Annotated in this window: 17 protein-coding genes and 3 tRNA genes; 9 read left to right on the forward strand and 11 right to left on the reverse strand. The window is 57.4% G+C overall.

What is annotated here, in order from left to right; translation table 11 throughout:
* Positions 1–35 precede the first annotated feature (35 nt).
* Together metE and L8V01_RS08435 are read right to left on the reverse strand one after the other, a co-directional pair.
* A complete protein-coding gene (metE, locus tag L8V01_RS08430) occupies positions 36–2,306 on the reverse strand; it encodes a 5-methyltetrahydropteroyltriglutamate--homocysteine S-methyltransferase (RefSeq protein ID WP_269946636.1) in 2,271 nt (756 codons plus the stop codon).
* Entirely contained in the window at positions 2,293–3,225 is a 933-nt protein-coding gene (locus L8V01_RS08435; RefSeq protein ID WP_269946637.1) for a methylenetetrahydrofolate reductase, read from the reverse strand. The genes metE and L8V01_RS08435 overlap by 14 nt, the downstream gene beginning before the upstream one ends.
* Positions 3,226–3,509: 284 nt before the next feature.
* On the opposite strand from L8V01_RS08435, the gene L8V01_RS08440 reads away from it, so the two are divergent.
* The gene (locus tag L8V01_RS08440) at positions 3,510–4,262 is read left to right on the forward strand and encodes a hypothetical protein (RefSeq protein WP_269946638.1); all 753 of its coding nucleotides are present in this window, start codon (positions 3,510–3,512) and stop codon (positions 4,260–4,262) included.
* Positions 4,263–4,383: 121 nt separating this feature from the next.
* A complete protein-coding gene (locus tag L8V01_RS08445) occupies positions 4,384–4,587 on the forward strand; it encodes a hypothetical protein (protein WP_259887647.1) in 204 nt (67 codons plus the stop codon).
* A gap of 99 nt (positions 4,588–4,686) precedes the next feature.
* On the opposite strand, the gene L8V01_RS08450 is transcribed toward L8V01_RS08445, so the two are convergent.
* Positions 4,687–5,634, reverse strand: coding sequence for an SMI1/KNR4 family protein (locus L8V01_RS08450; protein ID WP_269946639.1), 948 nt, complete (start codon positions 5,632–5,634; stop codon positions 4,687–4,689).
* A 250-nt stretch (positions 5,635–5,884) separates the two neighbouring features.
* Here L8V01_RS08450 and L8V01_RS08455 point away from each other — a divergent pair, with 250 nt between their 5' ends.
* Entirely contained in the window at positions 5,885–6,355 is a 471-nt protein-coding gene (locus L8V01_RS08455; RefSeq protein ID WP_269946640.1) for a GNAT family N-acetyltransferase, read from the forward strand.
* On the opposite strand, the gene L8V01_RS08460 is transcribed toward L8V01_RS08455, so the two are convergent.
* The gene (locus L8V01_RS08460; protein ID WP_269946641.1) at positions 6,352–6,600 is read right to left on the reverse strand and encodes a hypothetical protein; all 249 of its coding nucleotides are present in this window, start codon (positions 6,598–6,600) and stop codon (positions 6,352–6,354) included. The two genes, L8V01_RS08455 and L8V01_RS08460, sit on opposite strands and share 4 nt — an antisense overlap.
* Positions 6,601–6,846: 246 nt before the next feature.
* Positions 6,847–6,919 (reverse strand) — tRNA-Ala (locus L8V01_RS08465).
* A gap of 167 nt (positions 6,920–7,086) precedes the next feature.
* On the opposite strand from L8V01_RS08465, the gene L8V01_RS08470 reads away from it, so the two are divergent.
* Positions 7,087–7,950: a polysaccharide deacetylase family protein gene (locus L8V01_RS08470; RefSeq protein WP_269946642.1), complete on the forward strand. Its 864-nt coding sequence runs from the start codon at positions 7,087–7,089 to the stop codon at positions 7,948–7,950.
* Positions 7,950–8,498 (forward strand): DNA-3-methyladenine glycosylase, encoded by a 549-nt coding sequence (locus L8V01_RS08475; protein ID WP_269946643.1) that lies wholly within the window; start codon positions 7,950–7,952, stop codon positions 8,496–8,498. Before L8V01_RS08470 ends, L8V01_RS08475 begins: the two co-directional genes overlap by 1 nt.
* A gap of 18 nt (positions 8,499–8,516) precedes the next feature.
* Here the strand turns inward: L8V01_RS08475 and L8V01_RS08480 are convergent, their stop codons facing one another.
* From L8V01_RS08480 to gyrA, 6 genes are all read right to left on the reverse strand, one after another.
* Positions 8,517–9,002: a MarR family winged helix-turn-helix transcriptional regulator gene (locus tag L8V01_RS08480; protein ID WP_269946644.1), complete on the reverse strand. Its 486-nt coding sequence runs from the start codon at positions 9,000–9,002 to the stop codon at positions 8,517–8,519.
* A gap of 52 nt (positions 9,003–9,054) precedes the next feature.
* On the reverse strand, positions 9,055–9,471 hold the full coding sequence (locus tag L8V01_RS08485; protein ID WP_269946645.1) for an MmcQ/YjbR family DNA-binding protein: 417 nt from the start codon (positions 9,469–9,471) through the stop codon (positions 9,055–9,057).
* Positions 9,472–9,645: 174 nt separating this feature from the next.
* A tRNA-Ala gene (locus L8V01_RS08490) sits at positions 9,646–9,718 on the reverse strand.
* 9 nt (positions 9,719–9,727) lie between these two features.
* Positions 9,728–9,804 (reverse strand) — tRNA-Ile (locus L8V01_RS08495).
* Positions 9,805–9,965: 161 nt separating this feature from the next.
* A complete protein-coding gene (locus L8V01_RS08500) occupies positions 9,966–10,304 on the reverse strand; it encodes a DUF3566 domain-containing protein (protein WP_034667939.1) in 339 nt (112 codons plus the stop codon).
* A gap of 3 nt (positions 10,305–10,307) precedes the next feature.
* Complete coding sequence (gene gyrA, locus L8V01_RS08505; RefSeq protein ID WP_269946646.1) at positions 10,308–12,860, reverse strand: DNA gyrase subunit A; 2,553 nt, start codon at positions 12,858–12,860, stop codon at positions 10,308–10,310.
* A gap of 78 nt (positions 12,861–12,938) precedes the next feature.
* On the opposite strand from gyrA, the gene L8V01_RS08510 reads away from it, so the two are divergent.
* The 4 genes from L8V01_RS08510 to L8V01_RS08525 are packed head-to-tail and all read left to right on the forward strand — an operon-like array spanning position 12,939 to position 14,280.
* Positions 12,939–13,160 (forward strand): CopG family transcriptional regulator, encoded by a 222-nt coding sequence (locus L8V01_RS08510; protein WP_269946647.1) that lies wholly within the window; start codon positions 12,939–12,941, stop codon positions 13,158–13,160.
* Positions 13,161–13,166: 6 nt separating this feature from the next.
* Complete coding sequence (locus tag L8V01_RS08515; RefSeq protein WP_269946648.1) at positions 13,167–13,427, forward strand: cell filamentation protein Fic; 261 nt, start codon at positions 13,167–13,169, stop codon at positions 13,425–13,427.
* 38 nt (positions 13,428–13,465) lie between these two features.
* Positions 13,466–13,822, forward strand: a complete 357-nt coding sequence (locus L8V01_RS08520; RefSeq protein WP_269946649.1) for a hypothetical protein — start codon at positions 13,466–13,468, stop codon at positions 13,820–13,822.
* Between the two features lie 20 nt (positions 13,823–13,842).
* Positions 13,843–14,280: a DUF6918 family protein gene (locus tag L8V01_RS08525; protein WP_269946650.1), complete on the forward strand. Its 438-nt coding sequence runs from the start codon at positions 13,843–13,845 to the stop codon at positions 14,278–14,280.
* The last annotated feature ends 34 nt before the right edge of the window (positions 14,281–14,314 follow it).

Genomic DNA, 14,314 nt, shown 5'->3' on the forward strand with positions numbered 1-14,314 from the left:
ATCACCCAGCCGGGATTGCGGTGCAGTTAGAGGGTTTAGAGGGAGTCGCGTACCTCATCGCGAGCCAGCACCATATTGCGCAGGGAGGCTTCGGTCTCCTCGTAGCCGCGGGTCTTAAGGCCGCAGTCTGGGTTGACCCACAGACGCTCGACCGGAACATGCTTGAGAGCGGCGCGGATGAGCTCGGCCATCTCCGCTACGGAGGGCACACGTGGAGAGTGGATATCGTAGATGCCTGGGCCGATCTCGGAGTGGAAGGTCTCGTCAATATCCTCCAGTAGCTCCATGCGGGAGCGGGCAGCCTCAATGGAGGTGACATCGGCATCCAGGCCGGCAACGGCATCGATGATCTGACCGAATTCGGAGTAGCACAGGTGAGTGTGGATCTGAGTGGTCGGCTTGGCCTCGAGCGCTACGAGACGGAAGGAGCGCACAGCCCAGTCCAGGTAAGCCTTGCGATCTTCCTCGCGCAGCGGCAACAGCTCGCGCAGGGCGGGCTCGTCGATCTGAATGATGTCGATTCCGGCCTCTTCCAGGTCATGCACCTCATCCGCCAAAGCGACGCCCAGCTGGTCCGCGGAGACGGACTGGTGCACATCATCGCGCACGAAGGACCATGCCAGGATGGTCACCGGGCCGGTGAGCATACCCTTGACGTGGTGCTCCGAAAGCGACTGCGCGTACTTAGACCACTCGGTGGTCATCGCAGCCGGGCGGGAGATGTCACCGACGACTATTGGCGGACGGGTGCAACGGGAACCGTAGGACTGGACCCAGCCGTTTTCGGTGGTTACGAAGCCATCGAGCAGCTCAGCAAAATACTGGACCATGTCATTTCGCTCTGGCTCGCCGTGGACGAGGACGTCGAGGCCAAGGCGCTCCTGCAGCTCGATGACGGACTTGACCTCGTCCTTGAGGGCGGCGTTGTAGTCGGCGTCGGAAAGCTCGCCCTTGCGGTGCGCCGCACGCGCCTGGCGGATCTCCTTGGTCTGGGGGAAGGAGCCAATGGTGGTAGTCGGCAACTGCGGCAGGCCTAGTTCCTTCTGTGCCTCGTTGCGCTCGGCAAAGGCAGGCTCGCGCTTGACCTCGCCGGCCGGCAGCTTCTCAATGCGCGCCTTCACCGCCGAATTGTGGATGCGCTCAGATTCGGCACGGGTGCGCACCGCGCGGTCGCTAATGCTATACGCTTCCGGTGCCTCCAGCGGGCCCTGAGACAGGGCGACGACTTCCTTGACCTTCTCATTAGCGAAGGAGAACCAGGTGGCGACGTCGGCCGGCAGCTTGGTTTCTGCCTCCACGGTGTGCGGCACGTGCTGCAGGGATACGGAGGTAGACACGGAGAGGGAGTCAAGGCTGCCCTCTAGGTCCTCGTACTTGGAGCGCAGATCGCGCAGGTTAGCGGCCCAGACATTGCGGCCGTCGATAAGCCCAGCAACCAGGTGGGAATTCAGGTTCTTCACGCGCTCGAGGTAACCCTCATCCAGTGCCAGGGTGCCCACGGAAAGATCCACCTGGACGGCTTCTGGCTTGAGCTCCGCCAAGACCTCGAGGCCCTTACGCGCAGAACCGTACGGGGTGGTGAGGTACACCTGCGGGCGGTTGTCTGCACCCAGGATGGCCTCATAAGCGCGCTTGGTGTAGGCGGCCAGCTCCTCATCGTTGGCAATGGTCAGGTCCGCCACCAGGGCGGGCTCGGCAAGCTGTACCCACTGCACACCGGACTTATCTAGCTCGGCAAGTACCTCCTGGTAGGCCTTAACGGCGTCCTCCAAGCGGTCGAGCGGAGACTTGGTAGCGCCCTCTGCTTGCTTGGACAAAGCCAGCAGGGTCACTGGGCCGACGAGGTACGGACGCACGGTGTGGCCGGCGGCGCGGGCCTCTTCTACCAGCTTGATAACGCGCTGTGGGTGCGCCTTGAAGTCCTGGTTATCGGCGATTTCCGGGACGATGTAGTGGTAGTTGGTATCAAACCACTTGGTCATCTCCAGCGGCGCAGTGTCCTTATTGCCGCGGGCCAGGGTGAACTCGTCATCCAGGGTTTCGCCGGCGACGGCGCCGACGGTCAGTGCGGTTTCGAGTACCTGGTCGTAGTAGGCGACGTCGGCAGGAATGGCGTAGTCCTCAGTGAGACCAAGATCGCGCAGGCGATTATAGGTATCCAAGCGGAGGGAATGAGCAGCGGACTCAAAGGTCTCGGCGTCGATGCGGCCGGCCCAGTAGGATTCCAGCGCGCGCTTTAGCTCACGGTTAGCGCCGACGCGGGGGTAGCCCTCAATCGTCGCCTTGGGGAAGTTAGTGTTCGTCATTGTCTACTCCGATTCGAGATAACAGATCTTGTGTAATGTCCGGATTGTTGTGGGTATAGATATGGAGGCCTTCCGCGCCACCGGCCACAATGGTGCGAGCCAATTGGGCGGTAAGCTCCATGCCGATTTCGTATTCCTCTTCTGGGGTTGTCGCTGCCGCGAGCTGAGTGCGCACCCTTTCGGGTACGGTCAGCCCGGACAGCTGCCCCATTCGCTCCAACCGGCGCAGGCTGGTCATGGGCATAATCCCGGGAATGAGGGGGATTTTTACCCCGGCCAATTTCGCCCTTTGGGCGAAGCGGAGGAAATCCTCGGCGTCAAAGAAGAGCTGGGTGATGGCGAAGTCCGCCCCGAGACGCTGTTTATTGAGCAGCACGTCGAAGTCCTCGTCTTCATTTTTCGATTCTGCGTGGCCGCTGGGGTAGCAGGCAACGCTCACCGCTAGCCGGCCGGCGGCAAAGCGTGCCGCTTGGTGGCTTTCTAGCTCGCGGATGAGGCGAACCAGCTCATCGGCATGCTGCAGGTAGTGTTCTGGCATGCCCCCTTCTGGGAGATCGCCGCGCAAGGCAAGTAGACCGCGCACGCCGGCGTCCACCAAGCGATTGATCCACTCGATGAGCTCTTCGCGCGAGCCAGCCGTGCAGGCTAGGTGTGCCAGCGGGCGCATGGAGGTGTTCTGCGAGATCTTCTCAATGAAGGCCGCGGTCCCCTCTAGCCAGCCGGAGCGTTGGGAGCTAGTCACCGCGATGTAATCAGGATGGTAGCTTTCTAAGACCTCTAGCAGGCGGTCGATCTTGGCGGCATCGGCGTCGTGGCGCGGTGGGATTACCTCGAAGGAAAGGGCAAGGCGCTCGGGCACATCTGTTTCCTCTTCGCTTTCATAATCCAAGGGCGCGGAAGCCGAAAGTCGCGGACTCATGGTCACCTCCTTTGCTGGTCGTCGTTGGTGCGTTGAGAAAAAACGTACCAAGCTGTTCAGTTTGTGCGATAGCGATTGTTCAATGGTAATACCATTGCAAGCCCGCAAACTGCGAGGTTGGCGAAAAATCAGCTGAATAATAATCCCAGGTTCTGAACCAAGCGGTCTATTTCTAACCCTTTCCCCCAGCACGCCACCGCGCTCACGGTGGTACACCACCCAGCACGTCACTATGCTGGGTGAAAACGAATTGATAAATCTGAGTTAAGGAGTGTTCCGCCCCCATGAACCCCACCACGCTGAACGTGGCCTTCAAGACCGCATCAAACCTGTGGAGCCAGTTCCATAACTACCGCGATGAAAAGTCGCGCGAGGCCTATACCGCCCTAGAAGAAGCTGCGCAGAAAATGGACGAGCGCGATAACAGCAACTTCGCTGAATCCCGCCGCCAGGCAGGCGCCGTCACCCGCGCCGCGCACTCCCGCCTCGAGCGCGCCCTAGAGGAATTCAACGATTACCGCGAGGACGCTACCGAGCGCCTTAACGACGCCAAGGAAGAGGCAACCAAGAAGGCAAAGAAGGCCCGCAAGCAGGCAAAGAAGGATTCTCAGAAGGCACAGAAGAACCTCAAGAAGAAATCCTCCAAGGTAGCCAAGAAGCAGAAGAAGAATAAGAAGTCCTCTAAGGGCTGGATCTTCGCCGGCATCATCGCCCTGCTTTCCGCTGCAGCCGGTGCCGCCTATTACTGGCTGCGCTCCAACGACAAGCCTTCTCAGACCCCGCCGCGCGTGGATGACTTCCAGTCCGGATCCCACACCGCTCCGGAGTCCACCTTGGTCTACACTTCCACCAGCGAGAATGATGCCAAGTCCGACCTCGTCGAGGAAGGCGCTGTACGCGATGAAGAGCTCCTCGGTTCTATCGACGAGCAGCTGGCCAAGCACCGCGAGGAAGAAGCAGCTCAGCCGACCGATACCACCCGCATTACCGATGACCACCAAAACGAGGGCAAGCACCGCCTGCAGACCGACGAATAAATACGCTTACCACCCCGCCGTGGGGGTATGTGTAGCGTTGTCTAGATCTCATTGCTTTGCCTAAACAAAAATCTCTTGATTGAATTCCCACATTAGGGATCTTTCTACAAGGAGATGAACAATGAGCTTTGAGTCTCTTACCGTCAAGCTCAAAGACGGCGCAACGTATTACTTCCCGGCGGGTGCGGTGTCTAAAGACCCTTCCTCTCGCGTGGACAACCTGCGCTATGCCATCGACAACGGAACCACTTTCCGCTCCGTGGACGAGGCCGGCATCGAGCGCGAGTTTAATGGTCATGACGTCCGCAATTATCACCTAGCCTAAGCAATAGCGGTATCCCTTCCCGCAGGTCACCGATCTGTGCGGAGGGGATTTTCGCATGCTTCTTTCAGATAATCGGGTTCCCGCCCGTGATTGCGCTGCCTACAAAGACTCTTCTAGCGCTTTGTCTACAACATCTTGGTTGAGATAGAAGCCGTCGCCTTTTTGCACCAAAGATCCTTCATCCACGCGTGTGTTCCACCAGATTTCGTAGGGCGCGACACTGCAGAGGAATCCCGCTTTATGCTCCTCGATAAGGAATGAGTGGGTCAGCAGTTCGTCTAGAGAATCTGGCTTATTGCCGGCTACGTCTTCAATTCCTTGTAATGGGGCATCGTGTTGAAGGGCCCAGTACACTAAATCGAGGAAAGTGAACAGTTCTGGAGAAATCTTTCTAACTTTCAACGTTGTCTTTTCAGCGGCCCTGCGAATATGGCTCTCCAGACCTGGTGTTGGCGTTAGCTGGATTGCTCGTTGTAGTTTGTCGACAAGTGGCCCCTGGGCGCTTCTTTTGTGGACATAGTTCTTATCTTCCTGCGTTTCTTCTTCGTCTTCATCCACATAGTCAGGATGCGGACCAAGAAGGTTGAGAAAATCAGCAAAGGAATCAGCGATTTTAACTATTCCTTCAGGACCTTCAGCTTCATCATCGCAGTAAAGAACACTCAAATGAGGATATTCTTCAAGTCCATAGTTGATTGCGAGGTATTCGTGCATTCCAGATTCGGAAATCCCAAACAGCAAAACCTCATCTGGAATTTCGTACTCATCGGCTAGAAAGCGGCCATAGTCAACGAGATCATTCGGATCTCCCTCACGGGTTTGCCCATTGCCTAGGATCTGCTCCACAGATAGCTCATAGGAATCATCACCGTCGTACGGGAATGTTAAAAAGGAGTTTTTGAGGGAAAGAATTCCTGCCCCTGACCTCTTAATTAGTTCTCGGTATTCCTCTGGGAGCTTCTTGCCTAAGGCCTTTTCCAAAGAACGAATACGCAGTGATGTGCACTTCTTTCCTGGAAACTCGAAATCAATCGTTCGGTGCGGCAAGTCTTACTCCTTTATGCTCATGAATGCTTCTTGGAATAACAGCCCTTTTAGGCAGACATCAATAGTTACTTTAAACTAATTATCATGACTAAGAGGACGTTTCAGCGAGGTTAGCTTCTGGGAATATCGCTCTTTACTCTGACCGCACCAGACTTCTATCACGTCTGTACAAGCGTTATTTTTCAGCAGCAAAAAGCATGTGTCTTTAAAAAACACCCCCTAAAAATTTGCGCCGTCTATCGTGGATTCCATGGAAATTCGCGCAACCCAAGAATCTGACCGCACCTATCTCGCCCGACTCAACTTCCTCACCGATATTTTCGGCGACGAGCACGGCGAGCTTTCCCCCGATTTTGCCGATGATTTTGCCTTCTACGTGGAAAATTGGGAGCCCAATCAGGGCGGCTTCATCGCATGGGAGGAGTTCGTCCCGGCCGGCGGCGTGTGGCTCAATTGGGGCACGGAGGACAATCACGGCTTTGGCTTTGTCGAACCCGCCATTCCGGAACTCGCTATCGCCGTCGAGGCTCGCTATAAGGGCCAAGGCATTGGCACCGTGCTTATCGACGCCGCCATTTCCCTCGCCCACACCCTTCGCGCCCCTGGCATCTCTCTAGCCGTCCACCCCGATAATCCTCGCGCCAAAAGCCTGTACGAACACCTTGGTTTCGAGCACGTAGGCAGCCACGCGGGTCACTTTGTGATGGTCAAGCGCTTTTAAAGCGAACGCAGGCGGGCGTGAGTAACATAAATGGGCTCGTTGTCCACGGCCGTCTTAAACTCTTCGGTCAGTCCCGCCATAACCGCCTCGCGCGCCTCTTCGCGGGTGCCGTGAAAGCTCATTACCTCACCATCCACTGCGGCCTCGCCGCGCTTGCGCACCACCACAAATTCCGCACTCTCTGGCGCTTCGACTTCCTTATCGGCGGAGGTGAATGGATCGCTGTAGCGAGCGGTGGCGGTCATGGTCAGTCTCCTGGTGGTATCGCGGGACAGTAATGATTCCCCATTTACTGTACTGAAAGTTTCTCCTCGTGACCTTGTACCATCTGGCCAGCCTTCCGCGGATCAGGACTTTTGTCCATCTAAACCAGCAAAACCGTCGACGAAAAGCAGGCTTTAGATGGACAAGAGTCGCGAAATCGATGTCTACCCACCCATTGCATCGAAAAAGGTCCGGCTCCTCCGGAGAGGAAGCCGGACTTCATGCTGTGGAGCATAGGAGAATCGAACTCCTGACCTTCTGCTTGCAAAGCAGATGCTCTACCAATTGAGCTAATGCCCCAGTGCCTAAGTACTTTACTACTGCAGCCGAAGTAACTACAAACCGCACCACATCCTAACCACTCAAATCACTTTAGCCTCTTTAGGCATGTCCTATCACTTTCGTAACACGCAAGCGATAGTGTCATGGACACGTCTTGTCCACTTTCCCTTATCTTTAGGAAGAATATGCGCCGCATCCTCACCTCCGCTCTCACCGTGCTCGTCGCCACTGCCGTGCCAGCCGCCGCCAATGCCCAATTACCCCAAGTCCCACAGCTGCCAGCATCCTCCAGCTCGGATATTCAAGGCGAAATCAACCACCGCATCGCAGACGCGCGCGCACAAGTTGAAGACTTTTCCTCCAAGGCCTTCCCCCAAAGGGCCCCTAAACAGAAAGTGCCTGCCCCAGCTCCGGAGAAAAAGCCAGAACCGCGCAACGATGGAGGCGTCGACTGTGCCAACTGTGTAGCTATCACCTACGATGACGGCCCCGGCTCCGAGACCAACCGCCTGCTGGACAAGTTCAAGGCCAAGAACGCGCACGCAAGCTTCATGGTGCTCGCCCCCAATGCTGATCAGCACCCCGAGCTGCTTAAGCGCATGAAGGCCGAGGGCCATACCATCGGCAACCACACCAAGAGCCACCGCCAGCTCAATACCCTGTCCTATGAGCAGGTATCCCAAGAAATCGATGCCGGAAATGCCGCCATCAGCAAGGCCACCGGCCAGGGCACGCGCTGGGTACGCCCGCCCTACGGCGCCACCAATGCCACCGTGGATCAGGCAACCCGCGATAAGGGCGTCTCCCAGGCGCTCTGGGACGTCGACACCGTGGATTGGAAGGATCGCAACTCTGACCACGTCTGCTCCGCCGCCGTGCAGGGCGCCCACGCTGGTTCCATCGTCTTGATGCACGATATCCACCCCACCACCGTTGATGCCGCCGATTGCGTTATCGACGGCCTACGCGCCAAGGGCCTCGAACCCGTGAGCTTGGATCGCCTCCTGCGCACCCCTGTGCCAGGTAAGCGCTACTATGCTCGTGGCTAATGATTGATTTTGCCCTGACTGCCGACGCCGTCGCTCCCCAACTCCTCGGCTGCACCCTCACCCATGCCGGGGTTAGCATCCGACTTACCGAGGTAGAGGCCTACCTCGGTGCCGAGGATTCCGCGGCACACACATTTAACGGCAAAACCCCGCGCAACGCGGCCATGTTCGGCCCGCCGGGTAGGTTCTATGTTTATATTTCTTACGGCATCCACCGCAACGTCAATATCGTCTGCGCCCCTGAAGGCACTGGTCAGGGCTGCCTGCTGCGGGGCGGCGAGATTATCGAAGGCGCTGATATCGCTTTCGGCCGTCGCCGCACCAGCGATTTCCATAACCTCGCCCGCGGACCGGGAAACCTCGGCAAAGCCCTCGGTTTCGCGCTGGAAGACAACCACCAACCGATACAACTTGCCGAGCGGTCTTCCGAACCAGAATGGGTACGCGGCCCACGCATTGGAATCTCAAAAAACCAAGAAGCGGCCCTACGGTTTTGGATACCCTTCGATAAAACCGTTTCGGGCCGCCGCGGCTATCCTAAAAAATAGACCGACAGTGTTCGCTGCCTAATAGCGCCCACCGTAGCGCTCATCATTCTCGATGGCCTTAATGATCCGCTGATTAATCTGCAACATCTGGCGAATCTGCGTGCGGGTTAACTTGTCCATTACGGACTTCCGCGCCTGCTTAGCGTGCCCAGGTGCCGTCTCTACCACCTTGTCCCAACCGCTATCCGTCAACTGCGCCATAGTGGTACGGCCATCGGTCGGACACGGCCGGCGCACAACCCATCCCTGTTTTTCCAAGCGTGTAACGACCTGGCTCAAGCGCGATAATGACCCATTGGCAGTAATCGCTAGGTCACGCATACGCATTTCACGATTTTCCGCCTCAGATAGCCGGGAGAGCACCGTGTACTCAAAAAAGCTCAGACCTGCATCATCGCGCAGCTGAGCATCCAAAATATTGGTCAAGCGAATATTTACGCTCATTAGGGACATAAATGATGCCAGTTCTTCATCATTCAGCCAGTAATCATCGCGCTCGGTCATGATATTTATTCTAACAACATGGCTTTAATTCTTAAGTGACTCGCCACTGCCCTTATCCCAAAGATGTCGGATCAATAGGCCTCTGCGCTCTCGGCAGCTTTTCCACCACCAAACGGTAGGAATCCGTCACCAACTCTTCTATCAGCTGTTGGTGCAACTCTGGGTGTGGATAGACAGAAACCCAGCGCTTCTTATTCATGTGATACCCCGGCGCAATGAACGGGTATTGCTGCCGTAGAGCCTGACCATCTTCCGGATCGGTCTTAACAATCATTTGTTCCTGGCCCGTCACCGCGGTTAATAACAAGAAAATCTTGCCGCGTACCTTGAATACTTCCCAGTCGGGCCCGAAAGGATGTTGCGCCTGCGAACCGAGCATCTCTCCGGCGCGTTGGCGGGCAACTGCGTAGATGCCACTGCCGCCCATCGTCGGCTCCCTTCCTCGATACCGAGCTGGCGTAGTTTTCACTACTTTCGTCCATATAAACCGGCACAACCATCGACGAAAACCGAGGTTTAGATGGACGAAAGTTGTGATCCCAGCCAATTCCCCACTATTGTCGCACTTCACAGAGCGCTTGGGTGCGAGCGTGGAAATGAAAAATGTCCGGCCCCCTTAAAAGAGAAGCCGGACTTCATGCTGTGGAGCATAGGAGAATCGAACTCCTGACCTTCTGCTTGCAAAGCAGATGCTCTACCAATTGAGCTAATGCCCCATTGTTCCGTGGTGGGCCTAGCTGGAATCGAACCAGCGACCTCATCGTTATCAGCGATGCGCTCTAACCGACTGAGCTATAGGCCCTTGTGCGGAACGAGAATTAACTCTACATACGATCCCTGCACTAACACAAATCGCCTGTTCAAACGGAAATTCAGGCTTCGAAATAGAAGAGGAAGATTAGCACGAGGAAAAGAAAATACCGGCACCCGAAGGTGCCGGCATCTTCCAGAATGAGAGAGGTGCTAGCGGTTATCTAGGTCGACTCGTAGGCCGCCAAAGACATCCACAATGGCGTTATAGATGACCGCCATCAGTGGTGCCAGCAACGTAAGGAGAACGGCGAAAATAACGCCGATGAGTGCAGAGGCGGAAATGACGACACCGAAGGTGACCTCGAATCCGCCGCCCACGCCGCCGACGAGGCTATTGAGCGATTCCCAAATGCCCACCTGGTTCAGGCCGATGTAGAGCAGGCATACGGCCAGCATCCAGGCGATGAGTCCGACGAGTGACAAAGCCAGACCAACACGGAAGGCCGAGGTAGGCGAGATTCGCGTAATCGTTACGTCTCGTCGTGCCATTAATTACTCCTCATCCTTGGAAGCATCGCCAGTCTTGTGCTCCTGCTGGACCTCATCCACGGTCTTTTCACCCTTGGCCACAGCCTGAGCGTCTTCCTCACCATCTTCTTCCACGTTCCGGTCGATGGCAAGCAGCTCGACGTCGTCAGCCAAGTTCACCAAGCCCACGCCCATGGTTGCACGGGAGGATGGACGAATCTGCTCGACCTCGGTGCGGATGACGCCACCGGCGGAGGTGATAGCGAAGATCTCGTCATCCTCGTCCACAGAAATAGCGCCAATGAGCTTGCCACGCTTCGGGGTGTACTTAAAGGTCATAACGCCCAAGCCGCCGCGACCCTGCGGGGTGTATTCCTCGATGGCAGTGCGCTTGCCGTAGCCGCCAGAGGTGGCTACCAAGAGGAACTCGCCATCGTGGACCACGGACATGGACAGCAGCTGGTCATCACCGCGGAAGCGCATGCCCTTCACACCGGCGGTGGCGCGGCCCATGGGGCGCAGCTGGTCGTCGTCGGCAGTAAAGCGGATAGCCTGGCCCTGCTCGGAGGTAAGCAAGATGTCATCGCCCTCGGAGACGAGCTGTGCACCAATGAGCGCATCGCCCTCGTTGAGGTTGATGGCGATAAGGCCAGCGGAACGCGCGGACTCGTAATCGGTCAGGCGGGACTTCTTCACACGGCCCTGCTGGGTGGCGAGAACCAGGTAAGGAGCATCCTCATAAGACTGGATCTGGATGACCTGAGCGATCTTTTCTTCTGGTTGGAATTCCAGCAGGTTAGCCACATGCTGGCCGCGAGCAGCGCGACCGCCCTCTGGCAACTCGTAAGCCTTGAGGCGGTAGACGCGGCCGAAGTTGGTAAAGAACAAAATCCAGTCATGCGTGGAACAGACGAAGAAGTTCTTCACAATATCGTCCTGCTTCAGCTCGGCGCCACGCACGCCCTTGCCACCGCGCTTTTGCGCCTTATAGGAGTCCACCTTGGTGCGCTTGGCGTAACCAGTAGAGGTAATGGTGACCACGACGTTCTCGCGGGCAATGAGATCCTCATCGGTGACATCGCCGGTTGCCGGGATGATTTCGGTGCGGCGTTCATCGCCATACTTATCGACGATCTCTGCCAGCTCATCGTGCACAATCTGGCGCTGGCGCTCCTCGCGAGCGAGGATATCCTTCAGGTCGGCGATTTCGCGCTCGATCTCGGCCAACTCGTCGATGATCTTCTGGCGCTCCAGTGCAGCCAGCTTGCGCAGCTGCATGGCGAGGATGGCATCGGCCTGGATATCGTCGACGTCGAGAAGCTCCTTCAGGCCTTCGCGTGCCTCGTCCACGGTGGGCGAACGGCGGATGAGGGCGATAACCTCATCCAGCATGTCCAGGGCCTTTACCAAACCGCGCAAGATGTGGGCGCGCTTTTCGGCCTCATTCAGGCGGTACTGGGTACGGCGAACAATGACCTCAATCTGGTGCTCCACGTAGTAGCGCAGCATTTGATCCAAGCGGAGGGTGCGCGGCACGCCGTCAACAATGGAGAGCATATTCGCGCCAAAGGACGTCTGCAGCTGGGAGTGCTTGTAGAGGTTATTGAGCACCACGCGGGCCACGGCATCGCGCTTCAAGGTGACTACGATGCGCATGCCAACGCGGTCGGAGGACTCATCCTCAATCTTGGAGATGCCCGCAATCTTGCCGTTGGCCACGGACTCCGCGATATTGGAGATGAGGTTATCCGGGTTGACCTGGAATGGCAGCTCGGTGATCACGATGGTCTGGCGAGATCCAGACTCCTCGATGGAGGTCACACCGCGCATGCGGATAGAACCACGGCCGGTGGTGTAGGCATCCTTGATGCCCTGATCGCCCACGATAAGACCGGCGGTGGGGAAATCCGGGCCCTTGACGCGTTCCATGCAGGCTTCCAGCGCAGTGTCTTCGTCTGCATCCGGGTTATCCAGGATCCAGTAGATGGCCTCGGCCAGCTCGTTGAGGTTATGCGGCGGGATATTGGTGGCCATGCCCACGGCAATACCGCCAGAACCGTTCATGAGCAGGTTCGGAACACGGGACGGCAAAACGTCTGGCTCGCTGGTCTTGCCATCGTAATTGGGCGAGAAATCTACGGTGTTTTCGCGGATATCGCGCACCATCTCCATGGCCAACGGGGTGAGCTTACACTCCGTATAACGCATTGCTGCCGGGCCATCATTGCCGCGGGAACCGAAGTTACCTTGGCCATCCACCAGTGGGTAGCGCATGTTCCAGGACTGGGCCAAACGCACCAAGGTGTCATAAATCGCGGAGTCACCGTGCGGGTGGAATTGACCCATGGTGTCCGAGACCGGGCGGGCGGACTTCACATAGCCGCGCTCCGGGCGATAACCGGAATCGAACATCGCGTAGAGGATGCGACGGTGCACCGGCTTCAGACCATCGCGCACCTCCGGCAGGGCGCGGCCAACGATGACGGACATGGCATAGTCGATATAACTCGACTCCATCTCCTCATTAATGTCAATGGGAAATATGCGATCAAAAAGATCGTCGTTATTGTCACTCATATCGCTAAATTCTACCCTCTAGCGCCTTTCAGGGCCCGAATTGCCGCACTGGTGGTACCACCGTGGTATCACTGAGGTATGGCAATGACATTGCGGCTCACAGACGAGCAGGATCACGCACTCACGCTGCTGGCTTCCGCGCAGGGCACCTCCAAACACGAAGCAGTGGTTCGCGCCATTGTTTCAGCGGCAGCCCGCACGCTTGCCGACGCCCACGTGCAATCCACCGCCCGCGCCCTCCTCCCCAGCCGCGCTGAGCTAGAGGCGGAAATCCGCCGGGCTCGGCCCGCGCAGCCTTAGGTAGTCATGAGCACTGAGCAGCTCTACCTCTTGGCGCAGGAGTTTTGCGCACGCTTTAACGTTCGCATCACCAACTTCGCCGCTCTTGCGGCCGCCGCGGCCGCCAGCACCGCCAAGTTAGAAGGAATAGCCATCCACGACAGCCACCGCGATGCCGCCCGTTCCATGGCGGAGGTCTTAGCTCGCGTTCCGGCGCTAAGCGGGCATAACGCAGAGTTCGCAAAGTTCAGCGCGCGCGTCTACCTTAGTGTTAAGGAAGTTGCCTAAGTTATTGGGGATAGTGACCCTAGGAAGGAACCACCACCATGTCCCGCTTCAAGAAGATCGCCGCCTCAAGCCTCACGGCCGTAGCCCTAGCCACCACCGCCGTCACTGCTCCTACCGCCACCGCAGCGGACGCCGATTCCTGGAAAGACAACATAAATCCGGACTTTGAACAAGGCCAGCCTGGTGGCTCCTCCACTGGCTCTTCCCAGCTGGACCTCACTTTAATCATCACCGCAGCGGCTGCTGGCGTCACCGCGCTGGCCGGTGCCGTGGCTCTTTATTCCCCTAACGTGGATCTGGAGAAAGCCGCGCGCGATGCCGGCTTGAGCCAGATCGCCGATCAGATCGCCGCGATTCAAGCCAACCTTCCCGGCTTGCCGGGACAGCCCGCCTAACTCGCGTAAGGTGGTGCAGCATGGCACATCTTTCTGAACTTATGTCGGGTCCGCAGCGCACTGCGGTAGTAAACGATTGTGGCGAGTTGGTTGAGGGGGTCGTCGCCAAGCAATCGGGCATTACCGGTATGGCGCTTAAGGGTGCCGTCGCGGCCGCAAAAAAGGTTGATGCTGCCATCATCACCAAGGCACTGAACCACGTGCTACCAGATGTACTCGATGCCCTGGACCCGCACTGGCAAGACTTTGCTAGCAACCCCGAGCAGGATTTCGGTTCCTTCTTGGAGCCGCGCAGTGCCGAGGTGAGCGATGCCATCATGTCGGTAGCCGATAAGCACGCTGAGCAAATCAATTCCCCCGCGCTGTCCAAGCCTTATAACTCTCTGCGCGGCAAGGCCTCAAAATTCCTCACCCCTGCGGTCCCAGATTTCGGCCGCGTACTGCAAAAGCATATGTAGCTTCCTTGCGGTTGAATCGCGTTCCAAACGCCAG

The organism is Corynebacterium curieae, assembly GCF_027570035.1.
Lineage (GTDB): Bacteria > Actinomycetota > Actinomycetes > Mycobacteriales > Mycobacteriaceae > Corynebacterium > Corynebacterium curieae.